Source organism: Rhizobium sp. NRK18 (assembly GCF_024385575.1).
Classification (GTDB): Bacteria; Pseudomonadota; Alphaproteobacteria; order Rhizobiales; family Rhizobiaceae; genus JANFMV01.
On the sequence record NZ_JANFMV010000001.1, the window covers coordinates 716,608 to 738,658 of the forward strand.

At 63.3% G+C, this 22,051-nt stretch carries 22 protein-coding genes; 13 read left to right on the plus strand and 9 right to left on the minus strand.

Annotated features, from left to right (window positions below; translation table 11 throughout):
• Positions 1-36: 36 nt before the first annotated feature.
• The 3 genes from NN662_RS03285 to NN662_RS03295 all read left to right on the plus strand — a co-directional run bounded on the left by NN662_RS03285 (position 37) and on the right by NN662_RS03295 (position 2,712).
• Entirely contained in the window at positions 37-930 is an 894-nt protein-coding gene (locus NN662_RS03285) for a carbohydrate ABC transporter permease (protein ID WP_261928883.1), read from the plus strand.
• The gene (locus tag NN662_RS03290) at positions 930-1,766 is read left to right on the plus strand and encodes a carbohydrate ABC transporter permease (RefSeq protein WP_261928884.1); all 837 of its coding nucleotides are present in this window, start codon (positions 930-932) and stop codon (positions 1,764-1,766) included. The genes NN662_RS03285 and NN662_RS03290 overlap by 1 nt, the downstream gene beginning before the upstream one ends.
• Before the next feature lie 118 nt (positions 1,767-1,884).
• A complete protein-coding gene (locus NN662_RS03295) occupies positions 1,885-2,712 on the plus strand; it encodes an inositol monophosphatase family protein (protein ID WP_261928885.1) in 828 nt (275 codons plus the stop codon).
• On the opposite strand, the gene NN662_RS03300 is transcribed toward NN662_RS03295, so the two are convergent.
• From NN662_RS03300 to NN662_RS03335, 8 genes are all read right to left on the minus strand, one after another.
• The gene (locus tag NN662_RS03300; RefSeq protein ID WP_261928886.1) at positions 2,713-3,549 is read right to left on the minus strand and encodes a glycerophosphodiester phosphodiesterase; all 837 of its coding nucleotides are present in this window, start codon (positions 3,547-3,549) and stop codon (positions 2,713-2,715) included. It lies immediately after the preceding gene.
• Complete coding sequence (locus NN662_RS03305; RefSeq protein WP_261928887.1) at positions 3,542-4,621, minus strand: ABC transporter ATP-binding protein; 1,080 nt, start codon at positions 4,619-4,621, stop codon at positions 3,542-3,544. The genes NN662_RS03300 and NN662_RS03305 overlap by 8 nt, the downstream gene beginning before the upstream one ends.
• Positions 4,622-4,655: 34 nt before the next feature.
• Positions 4,656-5,480 (minus strand): ABC transporter permease, encoded by an 825-nt coding sequence (locus NN662_RS03310; RefSeq protein ID WP_261928888.1) that lies wholly within the window; start codon positions 5,478-5,480, stop codon positions 4,656-4,658.
• On the minus strand, positions 5,480-6,367 hold the full coding sequence (locus NN662_RS03315; protein ID WP_261928889.1) for an ABC transporter permease: 888 nt from the start codon (positions 6,365-6,367) through the stop codon (positions 5,480-5,482). The genes NN662_RS03310 and NN662_RS03315 overlap by 1 nt, the downstream gene beginning before the upstream one ends.
• Positions 6,367-7,518: an extracellular solute-binding protein gene (locus tag NN662_RS03320; RefSeq protein WP_261928890.1), complete on the minus strand. Its 1,152-nt coding sequence runs from the start codon at positions 7,516-7,518 to the stop codon at positions 6,367-6,369. The genes NN662_RS03315 and NN662_RS03320 overlap by 1 nt, the downstream gene beginning before the upstream one ends.
• 149 nt (positions 7,519-7,667) lie before the next feature.
• Positions 7,668-8,699, minus strand: a complete 1,032-nt coding sequence (locus tag NN662_RS03325) for an L-idonate 5-dehydrogenase (protein ID WP_261928891.1) — start codon at positions 8,697-8,699, stop codon at positions 7,668-7,670.
• Between the two features lie 11 nt (positions 8,700-8,710).
• Positions 8,711-9,658 (minus strand): 2-hydroxyacid dehydrogenase, encoded by a 948-nt coding sequence (locus NN662_RS03330; protein ID WP_261928892.1) that lies wholly within the window; start codon positions 9,656-9,658, stop codon positions 8,711-8,713.
• A gap of 94 nt (positions 9,659-9,752) precedes the next feature.
• The gene (locus NN662_RS03335; RefSeq protein WP_261928893.1) at positions 9,753-10,679 is read right to left on the minus strand and encodes an SMP-30/gluconolactonase/LRE family protein; all 927 of its coding nucleotides are present in this window, start codon (positions 10,677-10,679) and stop codon (positions 9,753-9,755) included.
• Between the two features lie 323 nt (positions 10,680-11,002).
• Between NN662_RS03335 and NN662_RS03340 the strand changes: the two genes are divergently transcribed.
• The 10 genes from NN662_RS03340 to NN662_RS03385 all read left to right on the plus strand — a co-directional run bounded on the left by NN662_RS03340 (position 11,003) and on the right by NN662_RS03385 (position 20,032).
• Positions 11,003-11,992 carry a LacI family DNA-binding transcriptional regulator gene (locus NN662_RS03340; protein ID WP_261931852.1) on the plus strand — a complete coding sequence of 330 codons (990 nt, stop codon included), beginning with the start codon at positions 11,003-11,005 and terminating at the stop codon, positions 11,990-11,992.
• 48 nt (positions 11,993-12,040) lie between these two features.
• On the plus strand, positions 12,041-12,466 hold the full coding sequence (locus tag NN662_RS03345) for a GlcG/HbpS family heme-binding protein (protein WP_261928894.1): 426 nt from the start codon (positions 12,041-12,043) through the stop codon (positions 12,464-12,466).
• Between the two features lie 149 nt (positions 12,467-12,615).
• On the plus strand, positions 12,616-13,380 hold the full coding sequence (locus NN662_RS03350) for an SDR family oxidoreductase (protein WP_261928895.1): 765 nt from the start codon (positions 12,616-12,618) through the stop codon (positions 13,378-13,380).
• Positions 13,381-13,389: 9 nt separating this feature from the next.
• Positions 13,390-13,887 carry a gluconokinase gene (locus NN662_RS03355; protein WP_261928896.1) on the plus strand — a complete coding sequence of 166 codons (498 nt, stop codon included), beginning with the start codon at positions 13,390-13,392 and terminating at the stop codon, positions 13,885-13,887.
• A 20-nt stretch (positions 13,888-13,907) separates the two neighbouring features.
• On the plus strand, positions 13,908-14,798 hold the full coding sequence (locus NN662_RS03360; RefSeq protein ID WP_261928897.1) for an NAD(P)-dependent oxidoreductase: 891 nt from the start codon (positions 13,908-13,910) through the stop codon (positions 14,796-14,798).
• Positions 14,799-14,910: 112 nt separating this feature from the next.
• On the plus strand, positions 14,911-16,407 hold the full coding sequence (locus tag NN662_RS03365; protein WP_261928898.1) for a sugar ABC transporter ATP-binding protein: 1,497 nt from the start codon (positions 14,911-14,913) through the stop codon (positions 16,405-16,407).
• A 13-nt stretch (positions 16,408-16,420) separates the two neighbouring features.
• A complete protein-coding gene (locus NN662_RS03370; RefSeq protein WP_261928899.1) occupies positions 16,421-17,458 on the plus strand; it encodes an ABC transporter permease in 1,038 nt (345 codons plus the stop codon).
• A 48-nt stretch (positions 17,459-17,506) separates the two neighbouring features.
• The gene (locus tag NN662_RS03375; protein ID WP_261928900.1) at positions 17,507-18,607 is read left to right on the plus strand and encodes a substrate-binding domain-containing protein; all 1,101 of its coding nucleotides are present in this window, start codon (positions 17,507-17,509) and stop codon (positions 18,605-18,607) included.
• Between the two features lie 74 nt (positions 18,608-18,681).
• A complete protein-coding gene (locus tag NN662_RS03380; RefSeq protein WP_261928901.1) occupies positions 18,682-19,020 on the plus strand; it encodes a hypothetical protein in 339 nt (112 codons plus the stop codon).
• Between the two features lie 97 nt (positions 19,021-19,117).
• On the plus strand, positions 19,118-20,032 hold the full coding sequence (locus tag NN662_RS03385; RefSeq protein WP_261928902.1) for an alpha/beta hydrolase: 915 nt from the start codon (positions 19,118-19,120) through the stop codon (positions 20,030-20,032).
• Here the strand turns inward: NN662_RS03385 and NN662_RS03390 are convergent.
• Complete coding sequence (locus tag NN662_RS03390) at positions 20,025-22,025, minus strand: CocE/NonD family hydrolase (RefSeq protein WP_261928903.1); 2,001 nt, start codon at positions 22,023-22,025, stop codon at positions 20,025-20,027. The genes NN662_RS03385 and NN662_RS03390 overlap by 8 nt on opposite strands.
• Positions 22,026-22,051 lie beyond the last annotated feature (26 nt).

Sequence of the window (22,051 nt, forward strand, 5' to 3'; positions counted from 1 at the left end):
GCCGCATTCGTGCGGCCGCCCTCACGAGGAGTTAGAATGAAAGCCTCCGTCCTTGACGCTCCCGTGCGCAAGAACCTTATCTTCGTCCTGCCGGGCCTGATCATCTATGCCGCGTTCGTGCTCCTGCCGATCCTGGCGGCGATCTATCTCAGCCTGACGAAATGGAACGGTATCAGCGCGCCGGATTTCGTCGGCTTCGGCAATTACATCGAGCTGTTCAGTGACAGCCGCTTCTTCATCTCGCTGCGCAACAACGCCGTCCTGATGATCTTTTATTGCGTCGTGCCGCTTGCGATCGGCATCGTGCTGGCTGCGATCGTCAGCTCCATTCGCGCCAAGGAACAGCTGGCGATCAGAACGCTGCTGTTCATGCCCTACATCATGCCGTCCGCCGTGCTCGGCATCATCTGGCACTGGCTCTACAATCCGGCCTTCGGACCGATCAACCAGGGTCTGAAGCTGATGGGGCTCGGCGCGATCGCGCTGCCCTGGCTCGGTGATTTCACCTTCGCGCTTCCGGCCGTCGGCATGGTCGCGGCCTGGTACTATTTCGGTTTTTGCATGGTGATCTTCCTGACAGGCCTGCAGCGCATCGATCCGTCGCTGTTCGAAGCGGCCCGCGTCGACGGCGCCAAGCCGTGGTACATCTTTTACCGCATCACCCTGCCGCTGTTCCTGCCGGAAATTCGTGTCGTTCTGCTTCTGACGATCATCGCCTCGATCAAGAGCTTCGACCTCATCTTCACCATGACCCGAGGGGGGCCGGCCAATGCGACGCTGGTCCCGAACATCTACATGTATGAACTGGGCTTCCACCTGAACCGCTTCGGCTATGCGGCGTCTGTCGCCATCATCGGCGCGATCCTGATCTTCGTCGTCAACTACATCGTCCACCGCTTCGTTCGGCCTGCCGACGGGAGGGCACGCTGATGGCGGGTTACTCACCAAACAGCACCGCCAAGACGTTTTCGTTCCGCGTCATCATGTGGATGTTCTCGCTGATGACGGTGTTTCCGTTCGGACTGCTGCTGCTGACCTCGATCAAGAGCAAGGAGGACCTGTTCAAGGGCGCCTTCGTGCTGCCGGCCTATCCGCATTTCGAGAATTATGTCAGCGCCTGGGTGGACGGGCATTTCGGCATCTACTTCTGGAACTCGATCATCGTCGTCATTCCGGTGGTGGCCGTCAGCATCGTGCTCGGCGTCCTGACGGGCTTCGCCTTCGCCTTCCTGTCTTTCCCATTCAAGAAGCTGACATTCGTGGTGCTGACGATCGGGATGATGGTGCCGACGGAGGCCTTCATCATCCCGCTCTATTACGAGATGCGCTATCTGGGACTGATCAATTCCTACTGGGCGATGATCCTACCGCAGATCGCGATGTCGGTGCCGTTCGCGACGATCTTCATGGCGAGCGCCATGGAGCAGTTGCCGAAGGACATTCTCGAGGCGGCGATGCTCGACGGGGCATCAAGGACGCTGATCTTGCGGCGCGTCGTCATTCCGCTTCTGAAACCTGCCGTCTCGACGCTCGGCCTGTTCCTGTTCATCTGGACCTGGAACGAGTTCCTGATTCCGCTGATCCTCGTCAACGACGACGTCTACCGGACGATGCCGCTCGGCATGCTGTTCTTCCAGGGACGTTACACGGTCAATACGCCGGTACTGACGGCCGGGGCGGTGCTCGTCATCCTGCCGATCGTCGTCGTCTACCTGATCTTCCAGCGCAAGTTCATCGAAGGCCTGACGGCCGGCGCATCCAAGTAAGGCCCCCGGAGGGCGGCGCTGTGTCATTCGCGCCGCCCTTCTTCATAAAAGGATCACGCCGGGCCGGCATAGAGGTCCAGCCTGTTCCATCTCTCCAGCTCATCCGGCAGTTCTTCCCATGACAGACAGTTCCGTTCTCGCCCGCCTCTCGCCGCAGGCTTCCTCCCGCCTCGTGACCCTTGCCGAAACCGTGCTTCAGGCCGGCATTCTGGCGCGCGGTTCGCTGAAGCGGCGGTATTCGAGCCAGATGGTGTCCAAGGGGCCGCGCGATTACCAGACCGAAATCGACCGCGCCGTCGAAGCGGAGATTGCCGGGCGGCTCGCCGAAGCCTTTCCGGACTACACGATCCATGGCGAGGAGCAGATGAGCGATCGGACGGGCCGTGACGGCGCGCCGGTGATCCACATCGACCCGATCGACGGCACGACAAATTTCGCCTGGGGTCTTCCGCATTTCGGCATGACGGTGCTGATCGAGGAGGGCGGCGAGTTGATCGCCGGTGCCGTCTACGATCCGATGCTCGACGAGCTTTTCAGCGCCGAGAAGGATGGCGGCGCCTATCTCAACGGCGAGCGGCTGGTCTGTGGCGAAGAAGGCAACGTCGAGAACGTGATCGTGGGTGCGGGGCTTCCCGTGCCGGGACAGGTGAAGTCGGTCGGCGTGGACCGGTATCATTCCGCACTGCGGCGGCTGATGGACAATACAGCCGGCGTGCGCCGCCTCGGTTCGGCGGCATTGTCGACGGCCTATGTCGCCGCCGGCCGTCTCGACGGATTTTTCGAGGACGGACTGTCGCTGCATGACTACGGGGCGGCGGCCCTGCTCGTGCGCGAGGCGGGCGGGATCGTCACCGGGTTCACGGGCGGTCCGGTCGGGGTGAACGGAGATGTGCTCGCCGCGACACCGGCGCTGCATTCGTGGCTGGTTCAGGGCTTTGCCGGCTGATCAGCCGGTCATCAGTCCTTCGAGGCCGACCGGGTCGTCGGTGGTGATCTGATCGACCCTGGCGGCCAGGAGCCTTACGACCGCCGGGTGATTTTCCGCCGTGGCGCCGGTGATCGTGTAGGCGTCGATGCGGCGGCCGGCTGCATGAAAGGCCGCGACCAGATCGAAGCCGGCGCGCTCGGCGGTCAGAACCAGCTCATATTCCAGATAGATCATTTCCGCTTTCGGGGAATCGGAGAGAGCCGTTTCGACAAAGCGTTCGAATTCGCCGGTGCGTGCCGTCTTTTCCGCGACGCCGAAGTGGCACGGGTCGTAACCGATCCGCATGCCCGGAACGGCGGCGGAGAGGCGCGAGACAGCCTCGGCATCGCCGCCGGAGAGAATGGCGAGGTGCTTCACCGGCGCGATCGCTTGCGCAAAGGCGGCAACCTGTCTATCGCCAAGCGCTGCCGCGCCCTCCTTCATGTCGAGTTGCAGGAGCGCGCCTTCGCCGGATTGCTGGCCGGCAAGGCGCTGGCAGAGCGTGTCGAACAACATCACGGGATGGTCGGTCGGGTTGCCTGATGCGTCGCGCAGGTTCAGGGCGGCAAGCTGCCCGGGCGTGGCGGTCGCCACCGGTCCGGTTCCTGTCGTCGCTCGGTCGAGCGTCTTGTCGTGCAGGACGACGAAGCCGCCGCCGGCATGGCAGAGCAGGTCGATCTCGAGGCTGGCGCCGAGGCGCATGCCCTCGGCGATCCTCTCCCAGGTGAACGAAATGTCGCCGGCCTGCTTGTGGCCGCGATGCCATTTCAGCCACGTCTTGTGGCCGTCTCTTTCAAGAAAGATACCGTCAGGCATGGGCGAGAAATTCCGGAGCTTGGGTTTCGGCGGGGATGTCGGATCGGAAGATTATCCGGTTGTCCCGGAAGAGGCTATAGGCGCTGATCGTCGGCGTGACGAACATGCCCTGCGTCATTTGCCGGCCGGGCGAGGTCATCGCCTTCAGCCGCGTGCCGTCGGTCAGGTCGACGTCGACGATCAGGTGGGTACCAAAATCGGTCGCGCGGTGGATCGATGCCGCCGTTCCGTTGCGGGCGGGGTCGACGCGGATCGCTTCCGGGCGCACGGCGAGTGTCGCGGGACCGTCCGGCGCATGGACTGCGACCGGGAAAAGGGGATGGTCGAAATAGCCCGAGCGGACCTGGCCCTTGACGAAGTTCATCGAGCCGATGAAGCCGGCCACAAATTCGGTTTCCGGGCGGCGGTAGATGGCATCGGGAGCGGCGGCCTGTTCGCTGACGCCGTCGCGCATGACGACGATGCGGTCTGCCAGCGCCAGTGCTTCGTCCTGTCCGTGGGTGACGAACAGCGTGGTGATACCGAGGCGCTGCTGGATGTCGCGCACCTCTTCGCGAAGCCGCTCGCGTAAGTGCTGGTCGAGGCTCGCAAAGGGTTCGTCGAGCAGCAGGATCTTCGGCTCCAGCACGAGCGAGCGGGCCAGCGCCACGCGCTGCTGCTGGCCGCCGGAGAGCTGCCAGGTCATGCGCTTGCCGTAGCCGGAGAGGCCGACCAGCGTCAGCGCCTCCTCCACGCGGTTGCGGATATCGGCTTTCGGCATACCCTTCAATTTCAGGCCGAAGGCGATGTTGGAGAACACGTTCATGTGGCTCCAGAGGGCGTGGCTCTGGAAGACCATGCCGGTCGGGCGGCGTTCCGGCGGCAGGCGCGTGACGTTCTCTCCGTCGATCTCGACTGCACCCCCGGTCGGTTGCTCGAAGCCGCCGATCATCCGGAGCAATGTCGACTTGCCGGAGCCGGAGGGGCCGAGCAGGCAGACGAGTTCGCCGTCTTCGACCTCCAGCGAGAAATCGCGGACGGCATGGGCGGTGCCGAAGCTCTTCGATACCTGCTTCATGCTCAAGCGGGCCATGGGAATGCCTTTCTGAATTGAAGTCCTGTCCGTCTCATGCACCGAATCCCTTGGCGAAGGCACCGGCGCCGACAACGCGGCGGGCGAACATGAGGGCAATGAAGGAGGGAACCCACAGCATCACCGAGAGGACGGCGCCGTACTGAACGACGATCTGGTTGTTGATGAAGGTGATCATCAGGACCGGCATGGTGCGGATGTCGGGCGTGCCGATCAGCCATGCGCCTTCGGTTTCGTAGAAGGTGGCGACGAAGGTCAGAAGCAGGGCTGCGGCAATGGTCGGGAAGGCCTGCGGCAGGGTGATCGACCAGAAGACGCGCAAAGGCCCGGCGCCGGCGTCACGCGCGGCTTCCTCCATCCGGCGGTCGACGGACTGGAAGGCGGCAACCGGTATCCAGATCATCAGCATCAGCGTGCCGACGAGCTGGATGAGGACGACGCCCCAGAAGGTGCTGATCAGCCCGAGCTTCAGGAAGATCGCCGCAATCGCCACCAGGAGACCGAATTTCGGGAAGGCGTGCGAAGCGAGGAAGGAGAGGAAGAAGATGTTGCGGCCGGGAAATTTCAGCCGGGCGAAGGCGTAGGCCGCCGGCAGGCAGATGATTGCCGAAAGGATCGTCACGGTGAATGTCAGGCGCAGGCTCATGAACAGCGCGTCCCAGACATCCTGACGGGCCAGCGTCTGGTGCCAGAAGCGCAGTCCGAACTGCTGCGGCAGCAGGGAGGGATAACGCCAGACCTCGGTGAAGGCCCAGGTGCCGACGACGAGCAGCGGCAGGGCGATGAAGAGCGTCAGCAGGACGGCGAGCGTCCAGCCGGTCCAGTCGATGCGGCGCGGGGAGGAAGTGAGGATGGCCATCAGCTCTTCTCCCGGTTTCTGGCGATCGAGTAGACGTAGAAGATGCCGAAGAACAGGCAGAAGCCGAAGGTGACGACGGCCTGCGTCGTGGCGTTCAGCGGATCGTTGAGGTCGTTGAAGGTCCGCTGCATGAACGGCCCCATCATTTCCGGCGATGCTGGCCCGAGCAGATAGGGCAGGGTGAAGGCAGAAAAGATGCCCAGCACGGCGAAGGAGGCGGCGACCAGCAGCGAATTGCCCATGCGCGGCAGAATGATATGGGCCAGCACCCGGAACGGTGAGGCGCCGACATCGCGGGCGGCTTCGATGGCGTTGTTGGAAATCGATCCCAGGCCGGCGACGAGCATCAGAACCGTCAGCGGCAGGTTGTCCCAGACGAGGCCGATCACCGGTCCCCAGGGGGAGAGATAGGGGGAGGGCAGCTTCGGCAGGCCGACGCTGTTGAGGATGATGTCGACGGCGCCGTTCGGGCCGATGGTGCGGATCAGCGCATAGGAGAGGATGATCGACGGCACGAACATCGGAAAGATCGCCAGCCCCTGCACATAGGCGGCAAGGCGGCTGGTCGAAAAGCGCAGGTAAAGCGCGATCGGCAGCGCGGTGACGATCAGCAGGACGCCGCAGACGGCCGTCGTCCAGAGCGTCAGATAGAGATTGTTGAGGCTGTAGCCGTCGGAAAAGAAGAACCGGTAGGACTCGGTGGAGAAATGACGTGTTCCGGTCTGGTCGGCGAGGAAGAGCGTGTCGTAAATCGCCGAAAAGATCGGATAGATGATCAGCCAGAAGAGCAGCAGGACGGGAATGGCGACGAGAAGAAGGCCGGTGAGCCCCCTTCTCGTCAGTCCCAGATTGCCGACCGGCGCTGTCGCGATGCCGGTGACGGCCATTAGCTGCGGCTCAGGTTCGGAGCCACGTTGCGGTACCAGCCGTCATTGACGGCGGTTTCCCAATCGCCCGACGGGAAGGTCGGGATCGTCTGCGGGATGACGTCGGCATATTTCTGGCGCAGGTCGTCAGAGATGTTCTCCCAGGAAACGCCCGGGAAGCCGCCGATCTTGGTGATGATGGCTTCCTGCATCTCCGAAGACAGCATGTAGTTGGCAAGCTTCATGGCGGCGTCCTTGTTGGCGCCGTTGGTGAAGACGGTCATGCGCGAGAAACCGCCGCAGAGCGCGAGGTCGGTCAGCTGCACGAGGCCGGTGGTTTCTTCCGGCAGGACACCCTGGGCGATCGCCTGGAGAACCTGGTCGGACCAGACCGGCGTCATGGTGACGACGCCCTGAGCGAGCAGCTGCAGCGACTGGCTGTTGCCGGCCGTATAGCTGCCATTGTCGTAGAGCGAGGGGGCGATGTCGTTGAGGATCTTCCAGGCCGGCGGCAGAGCCTTGGCGGCGAAGTCCTCGGTGTAGTTCGCCACGGTGAACTTCGACGGATCGCGGCCATTGGCCTCGTGGATGGCGCGGCGGACGAAGTTGCCGCCGGAGCCGCCCTTGTCCGGACGGTTGTAGATGAACTGGCCGGGATTGGCCTTGATCCAGGCAACCAGCGCATCCCAGGTCTTCGGGGCGTCCTTCGGGTCGAGCTTGGTCTTGTCATAGGCGAGCAGCACCTGCGAACCGCGATAGGGCAGCGAGTAGTCGCTGTCGATCGCCATCGGGTTGACCTTGGCATAGTCCGGGGTGTTTTCGGTCGAGAACTTGACCCAGAGGCCTTCCTTGATGCCGTCGGTCGGCAGGCGGGGATCGAAGTGCTCGAACATGTCGGCCTTCGGATCGGTCTTGGTCTTCAACGCGGCAAGCGCACGATCGGCGATGGCGCGCAGGCCGTTATTGTCCTGGGCGTCGACGACCTTGAGCTTCAGGTCGGGGTTGGCCTTTTCGAAGGCCGGACGCACGACGTTGTTCCAGAGATCGATGATGTTGGAATCGGACCCGCTGTAGAGTTCGATCGTGTGCTCGTCGGCAAAGGCAAAGCGCGGCATCAGGCCGGCGCCGGCAACGGCTGCGGCCGAAGCGGCCAGAAATTCGCGTCTCTTCATGTCACTCTCCATGGATTGTCAGGGACCGGAATGGGCCCCTGCTAATCCTGGCGAGTGACAGCGGGATGACAGTAACGTTACAGCTTTGCGAATAAGTTCGGAGGGCGAACTAAGTGTTTGGCAATCCTTGTGAGAGGCGTCCCGATTTATCAGCTGAAGCTGATCTGTGCCTTCATGGCGCGTGTCCGGTCGGACGCAGCAATGAAGGCCTGCTCGGCTTCGGCAAGCGGCATGGTGTGGGTGATCAGCGGTTTGACGTCGATCAGTCCCGCCTGCATCAGCCTGACGGCGGTCGCGAATTCCTCGTGGAAGCGGAAGGAGCCGCGCAGGTCGAGTTCCTTCGAGGTGATGGCCATCATCGGCACGCTCATGTCGCCACCGAGGCCAAGCTGCAGGATGACGCCGCGCGGACGCATGGCCGCAATGCCGCCGGCAAGGGCCGGTGCCGCGCCGGAGCATTCGTAGAGGACGTCGAAATAACCCTTGCCGGCGGTGTAGGGCTTCAGCCCATCCGGATCGTCGGAGAGATTGATGGTCCGGTCCGCGCCGACGGTTTCGGCAAATTTCAGCGTCTGGGCGGTCAGGTCCGTCGCGACGATTTCGGCGGCGCCGGCGCGTCGCGCGGCAAGGATCGCCAGCGTGCCGATCGGGCCGCAGCCGGTGACGAGGACGCGCTTGCCGAGCATTTCACCGGCGCGGCGGGTGGCGTGCAGGGTGACGGAGAGCGGTTCTGCCATCGCCGCTTCGCCGGCGGTAAGCCCATCGGCCTTCACGCATTGGCTGGCGTCCGCCACCAGCACTTCCCGGAACGCGCCCTGGATGTGGGGAAAGGGCATGGCCGAGCCGTAAAAGCGCATGTTGAGGCAATGATTGTGCAGGCCCTTCTGGCAGTATTCGCAGGTACCGCAGGGACGCGACGGGGAGACCGCCACGAGATCGCCGATCGCGAGACCCGAGACGCCTTCGCCCAGAGCTGAGATGTGGCCGGAGACTTCGTGGCCGAGAATCATCGGCTCTTTCAGGCGCACCGCGCCGAAGCCGCCGTGATTGTAGTAATGCAGGTCGGAGCCGCAGACGCCGCCGGTGGCAAGACGGATCTGCACTTCGCCCTTGCCCGGCTGGACTTCGGTGCGGTCCTCGATGCGGAGATCGTGGGCGGCGTGAATGACGATGGCTTTCATGGACGTGTCTTTCAGAGAACGGGTGTCGGCAGGTCGCGGCCTGCGAAATGTGCGGCGAGATTGTCGAAGACGAGTTTGCCCATCGCCTTGCGGGTCTCATAGGTACCGGATGCATGGTGCGGCTGCAGGAGCACGTTGTCGAGGGTCAGAAAGCGCGGATCGAGCTTCGGTTCGCCTTCGAAGACGTCGAGTGCCGCGGAGCCGAGCCTGCCATCCTGCAGGGCCTCGATCAGCGCGTCCTCGTCGATGTTGGCTGCGCGGGAAATATTGATCAGCATGCCTTCGGGACCGAGCGCCTCGATCACCTGCCGGTTGACGATATGGCGGGTGTCTGGCGTGGCGGCCAGTGCGACGAAGAGAAAGTCCGAGTGCTTGGCCAGTTCGACCGGGTCGGCAAGGAATTTCCAGTCGCCGGCCACCGCCTTCGGGCTGCGGTTGCAATAGGCGATCTCCATGTCGAAGCCGGCAAGCCTTCTGGCCACTTCGAAGCCGATGCGGCCGAGGCCGAGAATGCCGGCGCGCTTACCGTGAGCGCGTCTCTGCAACGGGTAGAGGCCTTTTGCCGCCCAGTCGCCGCTTCTGACCCAACGCTCGGCGCCGATCATGCCGCGCGAGAGCGCCAGCATCATCGCAACGCCGAGATCGGCGACATCCTTCGTCAGGACATCCGGCGTATTGGTGACGCGAATGCCGTGCTCGCGGGCAGCAGCAAGATCGACCGCGTCATAGCCAACGCCGTAGACACTGATGATCTCGAGGTTGGGCAGGGCTTCGATCAACGCCCGGCTGGCGCCAAGCTCGCCACGGGTGGCGATGCCGCGAATGCCGGCGACGTTTTCGGCGAGGAAGGCCGGCTTGTCGTCCGCCTCAAAATAGCGGTGCATGACAAAATTCTCGTTCAGGCGTTCTTCGTCCCATGACGGGTAGGGACCGACCTGCAATATCTCGATTTTCGACAAGGGTGCCTCCCGGCGCAACTATTATTGTTATCGATAACATATCGGATTGCGGCGGATTGTCGAGGGCATGTTCTTCGACAATCCGCGCTTGCTGTCAGCCGAGCTTGCAGCCGTTGGCGGTGAGGTAGACCGCGTAGAGCGAGGTGGTGGCGGTGATGAACAGCCGGTTGCGCTTGGGCCCGCCGAAGGTGACGTTGGAGACGATTTCGGGGATCCGGATCTTGCCGATCAGCGTGCCGTCGGGATCGTAGCAGTGCACGCCGTCGCCGGCGCTGGTCCAGATACGGCCGGTGCGGTCGAGCCGGAAGCCGTCGAAGAAACCGGCGGTGCAGTCGGCAAAGAGGCCGAGGTCGCTGAGGCTGTTGTCGGCATTGACCGCGAACTTGCGGATGTGGTGCGGGCCGCCTTGTTGGTGCGTGCCACCGGTGTCGACGATATAGAGCAGGCTTTCGTCCGGCGAGAAGGCAAGGCCATTCGGCTTGACGAAATCATCGGCGACGCGGACGGTCTTGCCCGTGGACGGATCGTGGCGGTAGACGTGGCAGCCGCCGATCTCTTCCTTGCCGTAATCGCCCTCATAGTCATGCATGATGCCGTAGGAGGGGTCGGTAAACCAGATCGTGTCGTCGGATTTGACCACGACGTCGTTTGGTGAGTTGAAGCGCTTACCCTCGAAATTGTCGGCGATGACGGTGATGGAACCGTCGACTTCCGTGCGGGTGACGCGGCGGGCGAGGTGCTCGCAGGTCACGAGCCGGCCCTGATTGTCGACGGTGTTGCCGTTGCAATTGTTGGACGGCTGGCGGAAGACCGCCGTGGTTCCGCCGGCCTCGTCGTAGCGCATCATCCGGTTGTTGGGGATGTCGGAGAAAACCAGATAGCGCCCCGGCGCAAACCATGCCGGGCCTTCCAGCCAGCGGCCGCCCGTCCAAAGGCGCTCGACCTTGGCATGCCCGACAAAACAGGCTTCGAACCGCGGATCGACGACCTCGAAACCCGTTCCTTCCAACTCTCCAAACATCAGTCTTCCTCCCGAATTGGCGCGGATCATAGCATCGACGATTGCCCGATCCAGTCCGTTTCTATCTCTGTTATCGATATCATTTTCAAGATGGAATGTGAGGTTCGAAGATTGAGCCGGTGGTCGCATCCGTCGTTATTGCATTGATTCGAATGCCGAATGTCGCTTCTAGCGAGGCTTATGGAAAAACGCGGTCGGGTTATTGCTGGGTGATAGCGATAACTTTATGATCGCTGGTAGAGAATGGCGGGAGGACAGGTTTGGCGAAGAAGGGGATGAGCAAGGGCGGGCCGTTGCCTTCCAGCATCGGCGGCAAACCGACGATGGCGGATGTGGCGGATTATGCCGGCGTTTCGACCATGACCGTGTCGCGCGCTTTGAAGAAGGACGGCCGCGTTTCCGAGGAGACCCGCAAGCGCATCCTCGAAGCCGTCGATCAGCTCGGCTACGTGCTCGACCAGGCTGCCGGTTCTCTCTCCTCGCGGCGCACGGGCTTCGTCGCGGCGCTCGTTCCCTCGATCAACAACTCCAACTTTTCCGATACGGCACGCGGCATCACCGACGCGCTCGAACAATCGGGGCTCCAGCTTCTGCTCGGCTACACGGATTATTCGACGGAGAAGGAGGAGAAGCTGATCCAATCGATGCTGCAGCGGCGGCCGGAGGGCATTATCCTCACGGGTGGATCGCATACGCCCCAGGCCCGGCGGATGCTGCAGAATTCCGGGATCCCCGTGGTCGAGACCTGGGAAATCCCCGAAGAGCCCATTGGCCACGTCGTCGGTTTTTCCAACAGTGAGGTGATGGCCGATCTTGTCCGGGCGCTGGCCGCCAAGGGGTACCGGAAATTCGGCTATATCGGCGGCACGTCGGCCCGCGACACGCGCGGCAGCCTGCGCCGCGCCGGCTTCTTGAAGGCGGTCGAGGAACTCGGGCTGGAGCCGGGGCGGCTGATTTCCTTCGGGGTGCCGCCGATTTCCATCGAGCAGGGCGCGCAGGCCGTCGTCTCCATGCTGGAGCGCTGGCCGGACACGGAAGTCGTGCTCTGTGTTTCCGACCTTTCGGCCTTCGGCGCGCTGATGGAATGTCAGCGGCGCGGCATGAAGGTGCCGGGCGACATCGCCATCGCCGGGTTTGGCGACTACGAAATTTCGGCTTTCTGCCACCCCCGCATTTCGACCGTGAATGTCGGATGCTACGATATCGGCCGGCTCGCCGCGCAGAGGCTGCTTCAGGCGATTTCCGGCGAAGCAGTCAGCGGCGACGAACTGATCCTCACCCCGTACAAGGTGATCCTGCGCGAAAGTGCCTGATCCCTTTCCACTCCACTTTTCAATGATCCATACCGAAAGGCCCTCATCATGTCTTATACCCGCCCCGCCACCGCGCTGACCCACAAGGGTGTCATGGCCGCCTTGACCGCTGCCATCGCCAAGGCCGAGGAGATGGGTGTCCCGCAGGATATCGTCATTGTCGACCAGAGCGGCGAGACGCTGGCGAAATTCCGCATGGACGGCGCCAAGTTCACCTCGATGCACACGGCATCGGCAAAGGCCATCACGGCCGCCTCGATCAACGCCGCCACCGGCAACATGCCGCCGGAATTCGGCACGGCGGCGGGCATCGCCTCGCAGGGGCGGGTGACGCATCTGAAGGGCGGTCTGCCGATCCGCTTCTCCGGTCTTCTCGCCGGCGCCATCGGCGTTGGCTCGGGAAAGGGTGAGGAGGATGTTGCCGTGGCGCAGGCAGCGCTTGCCGCCATCGGCGCGGATCCGATCGAGGTCTGAAATTTCGACGATCCGCGTGATCGGCAGAGTTTCAGATTGAAAATGTTATCGATAACATATATCGAGTACGCAATGCCGCATTGAGCGGCCGGGCCGGGTCTGCCAGTCTGGCCGCTTGATACGCAAACAAGAATTTCGGGAGGAAAGTCATGTTTCCATTGTTCGATCTTTCGGGCAGCCGCGCGCTGATCACCGGCTCCAGCCAGGGCATCGGCCTCGCGCTCGCCCATGGGCTTGCGGCGCACGGGGCCGAGGTCATCATCAACGGCCGCAATGCGGATAAGGTGGAAGAGGCGCGCAAGGAACTCTCCGCCAAGGGCTACACGAGCCACGCAGCCATCTTCGATGTGACGGACAAGGCCGAGGTAGATGCGGGCATCGCCAAGATCGAAGCGGAGATCGGCGCGATCGACATTCTCGTCAACAATGCCGGCATGCAGTTTCGCACCCAGCTTGAGGATTATCCGGCCGACAAGTTCGAGCTTTTGTTCAAGACGAACGTGACGAGTGTCTTCCTGGTCGGGCAGGCGGTGGCGCGCCACATGATCGCCCGCGGGCGCGGCAAGATCATCAACATCGCCTCCGTGCAGAGCGAACTCGCCCGTCCGTCGATCGCGCCCTATACGGCGACGAAGGGCGCGGTCAAAAACCTGACCAAGGGTATGTGCACGGACTGGGCGAAATACGGGCTTCAGATCAACGCGATCGCGCCCGGCTATTTCAAGACGCCGCTCAACCAGGCCCTGATCGACAATCCGGAATTCACCTCCTGGCTGGAAAAGCGCACGCCGGCCGGACGTTGGGGCGATGTCGAGGAACTGATCGGCGCCGCCGTCTTCCTGTCGTCGAAGGCGTCCTCCTTCATCAACGGCGAAACGCTGCATGTCGATGGCGGCATTACCGCCTGCCTTTGAGGAGAAGACATGACGTTGATCGTGGTGATGGGGGTGAGCGGTTGCGGCAAGTCCTCCATGGGGGCGGCGTTGGCCGACAGGCTCGGCTTGCCGTTCGTGGAGGGTGACGCCCTGCATCCGGCGGCCAATGTCGAAAAGATGTCGAAGGGCATTCCGCTGACCGACGAAGACCGCTGGCCCTGGCTGGAGAAGGTCGGCGAGACGCTGGCGGCGATGCGCGCGGACGGTGGCGGGATTGCATCATGCTCCTCGCTGAAGCGGGTCTATCGCGATGTCCTGCGGCGCAAGGCGGGCAATGACCTCATCTTCGTCCATCTGCACGGGTCGCGGGAACTGCTTCTCGAACGCATGACGCACCGTCCCGGCCACTTCATGCCGGCCTCGCTGCTCGACAGCCAGCTGGCGACGCTGGAAGTGCCAGGGGCAGATGAAAACGCGATACCGGTCGATTGCGCGGAACCGCTGGAGACGGCCGTCGCTCGCGTTGCGGCACTGATCGGAAACTGAACAAAACGGGAGGCCGGAGGATGGCAGACAGGGATGCGCTGAAAATTGCGGTGATCGGGGCCGGCATCATGGGATCGGCGATCGCCACCCGTCTTCTCGAAACCGGCCAGACGGTCACCACCTTCGATCTCGATGCCGAAAAGGTCGCGGCGCTGACGCGCAAGGGCGCCCAGTCGGCCGAGACGGTCGCCGCCGCTGTCGGCGCCTCCGATTTCGTGATCCTCAGCCTCAACCATGCCGATATCGTGCGGGCCGTGGTGTTTGGCGAGACGGGTGTAGCCAAGGCCGCGACGGCCGACAAACTGCTGATCGACATGTCTTCGATCGATCCGAAGGATACCGCCGACATGGCCAGGAAGCTGGCCTCCGAGACCGGGATGAAGTGGGTCGATTGCCCGTTGTCGGGCGGTGCGCCGGGCGCACTTGGCGGGCGGCTGACGATCATGGCCGGCGGCGACGAAGCCGATTTCGAGCGGGCCCGCGCGGTCATGCAGCATCTCGCTGCCAACTATACGCTGATGGGGCCGAATGGTGCCGGCCAGACGGTCAAGCTCATCAACCAGCTGTTCTGCGCGGTCGCGTTCCAGGCGGTCGCCGAGGCGGTGAAGCTTGCCGAGGCGGGCGGCGTCGATGCCGCCCGGATTCCCGCCGCGCTGAAGGGCGGACGGGCCGACAGCGCCATCCTGCAGGAATTCATGGGCAAGTTCGCCGCGCGCGACTACACGCCGACGGGGCGGATCGACAACATGCTGAAGGATCTCGACAGTCTCCAGGCCTTCGCCCTGAAGACGAAGACACCATTGCCGATGACCGGTCCGGTCGTCGAAATCCACCGTCTGCTCTGCGCCGCCGGGCTTGGTCCGAAGGATTCCGCTGAGATGATGCGGCTGCTCGACGGCGACCTCGGCTGAAGGCCACGGTCAGGCATTCCAAAATTGCGATGACTATCCGCTTTTGGGCTTGACGGTTCGCAATTGTTATCGATAACATAACTTCATCAAGAGGCTTTGGGAGGAGCGTCTAGTGGGAGAGAGCCAGCTTCTGGAATTTCGATCGATCACGAAGGAGTTCGGGGGAACCCGTGCGCTTTCCGACGTGTCGATCGATCTGAAGGCCGGCGAAATACTGGCTCTTCTCGGCGAGAACGGGGCGGGAAAATCGACGCTCATCAAGACGCTGGCCGGCATCCACAAGCCCGATGGCGGTGAAATCCGCTTCCGTGGCGAAGCCTACGCCCATCGTCCCCCGAAACCCAATGAACGCCAGCCGGTCGCCTTCATCCATCAGGATCTCGGCCTCATCGAATGGATGACGGTCGGAGAAAACGTTGGGCTGGCGCAGGGCTTTTCCATGCGCTCCGGCCTGATCGACTGGTCGGGAACGGAGAGGCGCGCGGCGGAAGCGTTGAAGCTGGTCGGTTGCGATTTCGATCCCTCGACACGGGTCTCCAGCCTGACACGGACGGAAAAGTCGCTCGTTGCGATCGCCCGCGCTTTGGCGGTCGAGGCGGACGTGCTCGTTCTCGACGAGCCGACGGCGAGCCTTCCGGCCGACGAGGTCGAGCGGCTGTTTGCCGCGATCCGGCCGCTGAAAGAACGCGGCGTCGGCATGATCTACGTATCCCACCGTCTGGATGAAATCTTCCGCATTGCCGACCGTGTCGCGGTGCTGCGCGACGGCAAGCTCGTCGGCCAGAAAGAGGTCGCCGATACGACGCCGGCCGAACTGGTGCAGATGATCGTCGGCCGTTCCACCGATGAACTCTTCGTCAAGGCCGCGGCCAACCCGGGCAAGGCCGTCGTCGAAGTGCGAGACCTGCAGTGCGCCGGTACGGCTCCGATCTCCTTCGACATTCGCAAGGGCGAATTGCTCGGTCTCGTCGGTCTTCGCGGCGCAGGCCAGGAACTCATCGGCCGGGCGCTTTTCGGGGCTGAGGACTTCGACGGCAAGATCCTGCTGAACGGCGAGGCGCCCGATCTCTCGAGCCCGCTTGCGGCCATGCGCTGCGGCATCGGCCTGATCGCCCGCGACCGAACGGAAGAATCGGTCGCGCTGTCGCTGTCGGTGCGCGAAAACACCTTTCTCAATCCGGCTGCCGGCAAGCGCAGCCTGTTTTCCTTCCTCACGCCGCGCAGCGAAGCGGCGCATGCGGAGTTCATCGGCCAGTCAGTCGGTCTCAGGCCGAACGATCCGGACCTGCCGGTCGAAGCGCTTTCGGGCGGCAACCAGCAGAAGGTCGTCGTTGGGCGCTGGCTGGCGACCGGCCGCAAGCTCCTGATTGCCGAGGACCCGACCGCCGGCGTCGATGTCGGCGCCAAGGCGGACATCTACCGGCTGATCGCCCGTGCGCTCGAAGCCGGTCTGGCGGTCGTCGTGGTGTCCACCGATTTCGAGGAAATCGCCCATATCTGCCACCGCGCGCTGGTCTTCTCGCGCGGCCATATCGTCAGTGAACTTGCCGGAGAGGCGTTGACGACGCCCGCGTTGATAACCGCGGCCTCCGCCTCCGAAGCGGCTTGAACGGGAGAACAGCATGCAGTCGATCGAATCCACGGCGCTTGAGCCGACCAAGGCGGAAATGAAAGGGCTGACGGTGGGCCAGCGGATTGCCCGGCTGCTGCCGGTCTACGGCCTTGTCATCCTAACGGCCGCGCTGATCATTCTCTTCTCGATCATGCTGCCGCGGACCTTTCCGACGCTCCTGAACCTGCGCTCGATCATTTCCGACAAAGCGATCATCGCGCTCCTGTCGCTGGCGGCGATGATCCCGATGGCGGCGGGCCGCATCGACCTGACCATCGGCTACGGAATCGTGCTCTGGCACATCCTGGCGATCAGCCTGCAGACCATGTTCGGCCTGCCCTGGCCGGTGGCGGTGCTGATCGTGCTCGCGCTCGGGGCCTTCACGGGCCTGTTGAACGGCCTCTTGGTGGAGGTCGCCAAGATCGACTCCTTTATCGCCACGCTCGGCACCGGCACGGTGCTCTACGCGCTGGCGCTCTGGCATACGGGCGGCCGGCAGGTCGTCGGCGTTCTGCCGGACGGTTTTTACGCGCTCAACGGCACCATGCTCTTCGGCCTGCCGATCACCGGCTTCTACGTCATGATCGTCGCCGTCGTCATGTGGATCGCGCTCGAATATCTGCCGATCGGCCGGTACCTCTATGCGATTGGCGCCAACCCCAAGGCCGCGGCGCTGAACGGCATTCCTGTGCGCAAGTTCGTCATGGGCGCCTTCATTTCGTCCGGCTTCCTGTCGGCGATGACGGGCGTGCTGCTCGCCTCCAAGCTCAGGATCGGCCAGGCAAGCGTCGGCCTTGAATACCTTCTGCCGGCGCTGGTCGGAGCCTTCCTCGGCTCGACCACGATCAAGCCCGGCCGCGTCAACGTCTGGGGCACCATCGTTGGTGTCGTGATCCTGGCGGTCGGCATATCGGGCATTCAGCAATTCGGCGGTTCGTTCTTCGTCGAGCCGCTCTTCAACGGCGTGACCCTGCTGGTGGCCATCGGCATCGCGGGATACGCGCAACGCAAACGCGGGGCGGTGAAGAAGGCCGCTCCACGGCAATAAGGCCAAGTTCCAGAGGGCTTGCCGGAATACTCAAAGGGAGGAATGAGCATGAAACGCAGGACAATGATGAAAGCGACCGTCGCCATCGTGGCGATGATGATCTCCGCACCGGCCTTTGCCGATGCCATGGCGGACGCACAGGCCGTCGTCGACAAGTACGCGTCGAAGGTGGACAAGTGGGACGGTCCGACGACCGGTCCGAAGGCGGCCGACGGCAAGAGCATCGTCGTTCTCGCCGGCGACATGAAAAACGGCGGCATTCTCGGCGTCGTCAACGGCATCCAGGAAGCGGCCGACGCCGCCGGCTGGAAGGTGACCGTGCTCGATGGCGCCGGCTCGATTTCCGGCCGTACGGCCGCCTTCGGACAGGCCATGGCGTTGAAGCCGGACGGCATCATCATCAACGGCTTCGACGCCGTCGAACAGGGACCGGCGATGGAGCAGGCCAAGGCCGCCAACATTCCGATGGTCTCCTGGCATGCGGCGCCTGCCGTCGGCCCGGTTCCGGATGTCGGCGTCTTCGCCAACGTCACCACGGACGCGATGGAAGTTTCCAAGGCCGCGGCCGACTGGGCCTATGTCGATGCCAAGGGCAAGCCGGGCGTCATCATCTTCACCGACTCGACCTACCAGATCGCGATCGCCAAGGCCGACCGGATGAAGAAAGAGATCGAGGATCTCGGCGGCAAGGTGCTCGAATATGTCGACACTCCGATTGCCGAAACCTCGCAGCGCATGCCGCAGCTCACCACGTCGCTCCTGCAGAAATACGGCGACCAGTGGACGCATTCGCTGGCGATCAACGACCTCTATTTCGACTTCATGGGTCCGTCGCTCTCCGCTGCCGGCATTCCCGGTGACGGCCATCCCGTCAATGTCGCCGCAGGCGACGGTTCGGAAAGCGCCTATCAGCGCATCCGCGCCAAGCAGTATCAGCAGGTCACCGTTGCGGAGCCGCTGAACCTGCAGGGCTGGCAGCTGGTCGACGAGCTGAACCGCGCCTTCGCGGGTGAGCAGTGGTCCGGCTATGTCTCGCCGCTGCATGTCGTGACCTCCGCCAACGTCGAATTCGACGGCGGACCGAAGAACACCTTCGATCCCGACAACGGCTACCGCGACGAATACAAGAAAATCTGGGGCAAGATGTAACCGGCCCACCTCCCGGAAAGGGCACGTCGAAAGGCGTGCCCTTTTTGATGATCTCTCCCTTCAAGGTGCTTTCCATGATCATTCGTTATGCCCTGTTCGAGGGTGAAATTCATGCTGGCAAGGAAGCGGCCTTCCGCGCCTATGTCAAAGACCGGCTGGTGCCGCTCTGGACGCAATTTCCGGGCGCGACGGAGGTGCGGGTCCTCGATGGGATGGAGCGTGACGAGGGTGCACCGGTCTACGCCATGGCGCTCGCCATCCGCTATCCGGACATGGAAACCTGCAATGCCGCGCTGCAAAGCCCGGTCCGCTTCGAAAGCCGTGAAGTGACCAAGGGGCTTCTCGAGATGTTCACCGGCAGGGTGCATCACCACGTCTTCGACGCCAACGAATATCCGGTGAAGGCCCATTAACCGTCCAGGGCTGTTGCCGTCACGGCGCTGATGAAGGGCATTGCAGATTGCAGGCGCTTGCTGCGATAGTCTCGCCGGGGTCTCCGGAGGATGAGCAATGTTGGACGGTACGCAGGTCATGCCGCAGGAAGAGGAAATTCTCGCCTTCCAGAGGCAGTGCGAGGCCTTTTATCCGCCGGACGCAGTCGATGCGCCGATCGCGCAGCAGCGGCAATGGTATGACGCACTCTGTGCAGCATTCGCACCACCGCTACCGGCCGGCATGGAGAAGCAGGATGGCGTCGTCGCAGGTGTGCCGGTTCGCCGTTATCGACCGGAACGCGTCACCACCGATGCCCAGCTCTGCTATTTTCACGGCGGCGGCTTCGTCGTCGGTTCGCTCGAAAGCCATGATGGCATCTGTGCCGAGATCGCCGATGCCGTCGGCGCCGAGCTGACGGCGGTCGACTATCGTCTGGCGCCGGAACACCGCTATCCCGCTCCGGCGGACGATTGCTATGCTGTGCTGCGGCTTATCCTGGACCGGGGCGACAAGGTGATCGTGATCGGTGACAGCGCCGGCGGCAACCTGGCGGCCGGTGTCACGATTCGAGCCAGCCAACAGGGCATCGCCGGCGGTCTCATAGGGCAGGTCCTCATCTATCCGGGGCTTGGAGGAGACCTCGTCTCCGGCTCCTATGCCGAGATGGCCAACGCGCCGGGACTGACGACGGCGGACGTGGCGTATTACCGGAAGATACTCAGCGCGCCGGAGGACGATCCGGTCGCCTTTCCGCTGAAGGCCAATGATCTTTCCGGTCTGCCGCCAGCCTATATCACCTCAGCCCATTTCGATCCGCTGCGCGACGATGCGCGGCTTTATGCCGAACGGCTCGAAGCCGCAGGCGTCGCGGTCACCTACCGCGACGAGCCGGAGATGGTGCATGCCTGGCTCAGAGCCCGCCACATGAGCCCCGGCGCACGCGCCGGCTTTGTGGCGCTGTGCGAGGGGATCAAGGCGCTCCTCACATGAAGTCGCGCGGGATGACCTTCTCGAAGGTCTTTTCGAACACCTGCGTCTCGCCTTCATAGGCCACGACGCTGGCGCTCAGCAGCCAGTCTGTTTTCGTGCAGGCGAGCTTCGTGCGGCAGACGGTGCGGACAAACCAGCCGGGGCGGGCCATGTCGCAGGTCCATGTCGTCTCTCCGGTCACCGACAGCGGGTCGTCGAGCGCGATCGACCAGGTTTCGTCGCGGATCTGCTGGGTGGAGAGGCCGGTGCCGGGATGCTCGTTCAGACCGGTGTCCTCATAGATCTTGTAGCGCGTGACGCCGGCCTGCAGATCGCGCACGACCTTGCGTTTCGTCTCGCCCGGCTTGTGCTCGATGTATTTCGGCAGTGGATCCGGATTGTCCGGTTCCTTGACGGAGATCTTTTCGTATTCACCAAGAAGCGGCAGGGCAAGACCCAGCGTCGCGGTGTCGAAGGTGAGACCCGGATCGGAAGGCGCCGGCAGGATCATCGGCCAGTAGGCAGTCGAAAGCGCGAGCCGCAGCTTGTGGCCCTTCTTGAAGGAATAGCCGCAGGCATCGAGCGTCAGCTTGATCCTGACCTTTTCGCCCTTCGGCATGGCTTCCGGGAATTCGTAGGAATTCCGGTGGGCGAGATTGAGGACGCCGAAAGCGACGCGGTAGGCCGTGCCGTCCGGATGGATGTCGACGAGGCGGGCGCAGAGATTGGCCCAGTCTTCATCGCAAGCGACCTCGACCGTCAGTGCGGGGCGTCCGAGAATGTCGATATCTGCTTCAAGCGGGGCGGTTTCGAAGACCAGCGAGCCGGCATCGTCGCCGCGCTGGTCGACGGCCATTTCGGCGTCGGGCTTCAGGGTGAAATATTCCCCCGAGGAGGTTCCGGTGTCGAGCGGCGAGCGATGGTAGATGTCGCCGGTGCCGGAGGCGGCGCTCGGAGCACCGAAGACCAACTTTCCGGTGCCTGAGACGGAGACGTCGAGGCTTTCCGGTGCGGTCCAGGCATTCTTGGCAATCCAGAAGCCCGGATCGAAATTGCGACGCGGGGCAGGGCGGATGGCTTCCATGATGTAGGCGCGGACCTGTGGCAGGTTTTCCGCGCCGTTTTCTTCGCCGCGGAGCCAGCGGTTCCACCAGCGGATCGCCTCTCCGTGGAAATCCTGACGCGGCTTCGGCCAGGCGAAATGCGGATATTTGTGGATCCATGGGCCGAGGAGCGCCTTGGCCTTTTCGCCGAGGCCTTCAACGGCGCGCAGCGGCGTGTTGCGGTAGCCATCGGCCCAGCCGGCAATCACCAGTGCGGGGATCTCGACGTCGTTGAAATCCTCGCAGATCGAGCCGTGTTTCCAGAAGGCGTCGCGGCGCTGGTGGGCAAGCCATTCCTCCAGGAAATAGGGCTCGTTTTCCAGCCGTTCCAGCCACATGTCGCGCCAGCGGTCGCCGACGATCGCCGGGTCGGGCGAGCGCGACTGGTAGGCGAGCATATTGGATGCCCAGCCGAGCTGGGCGGCGAGATGGCAGCCGTTCTTGTAGTGGATGTCGTCATTGTAGCGGTCGACGGTGGAGGCGATGGAAATCACCGCCTTCAGCGCCGGCGGGCGGAGGGCTGCGACCTGCAGGCAGTTGAAGCCGCCCCAGGAGATGCCCATCACGCCGACGGAACCGTTCGACCAAGGCTGGGCGGCGATCCAGGCGATCAGCTCGCAGGCATTGGCGAGTTCGAGTTCGGTATATTCGCCGTCGATGACGCCGTCGGATTCACCGGAGCCGCGAATGTCGACCCGCACGCCTGCGATGCCGGCGGCGGCGAAGACCGGGTAGGTGGATTCATCGCGTGGGCTCGTTCCGTCGCGCTTTCTGTAGGGCAGGAATTCGAAGACGGCCGGCACCGGTTCGGCCTCGGCACCGTCCGGCATCCAGATGCGGGCCGCAAGCCGCGTGCCGTCGGCGAGCGTGATCCATTGGTTTTCGATGACGGAAAAGGGGCGGGACGTCATGGGGGAGCCTTCAGGAAACGGGAGTG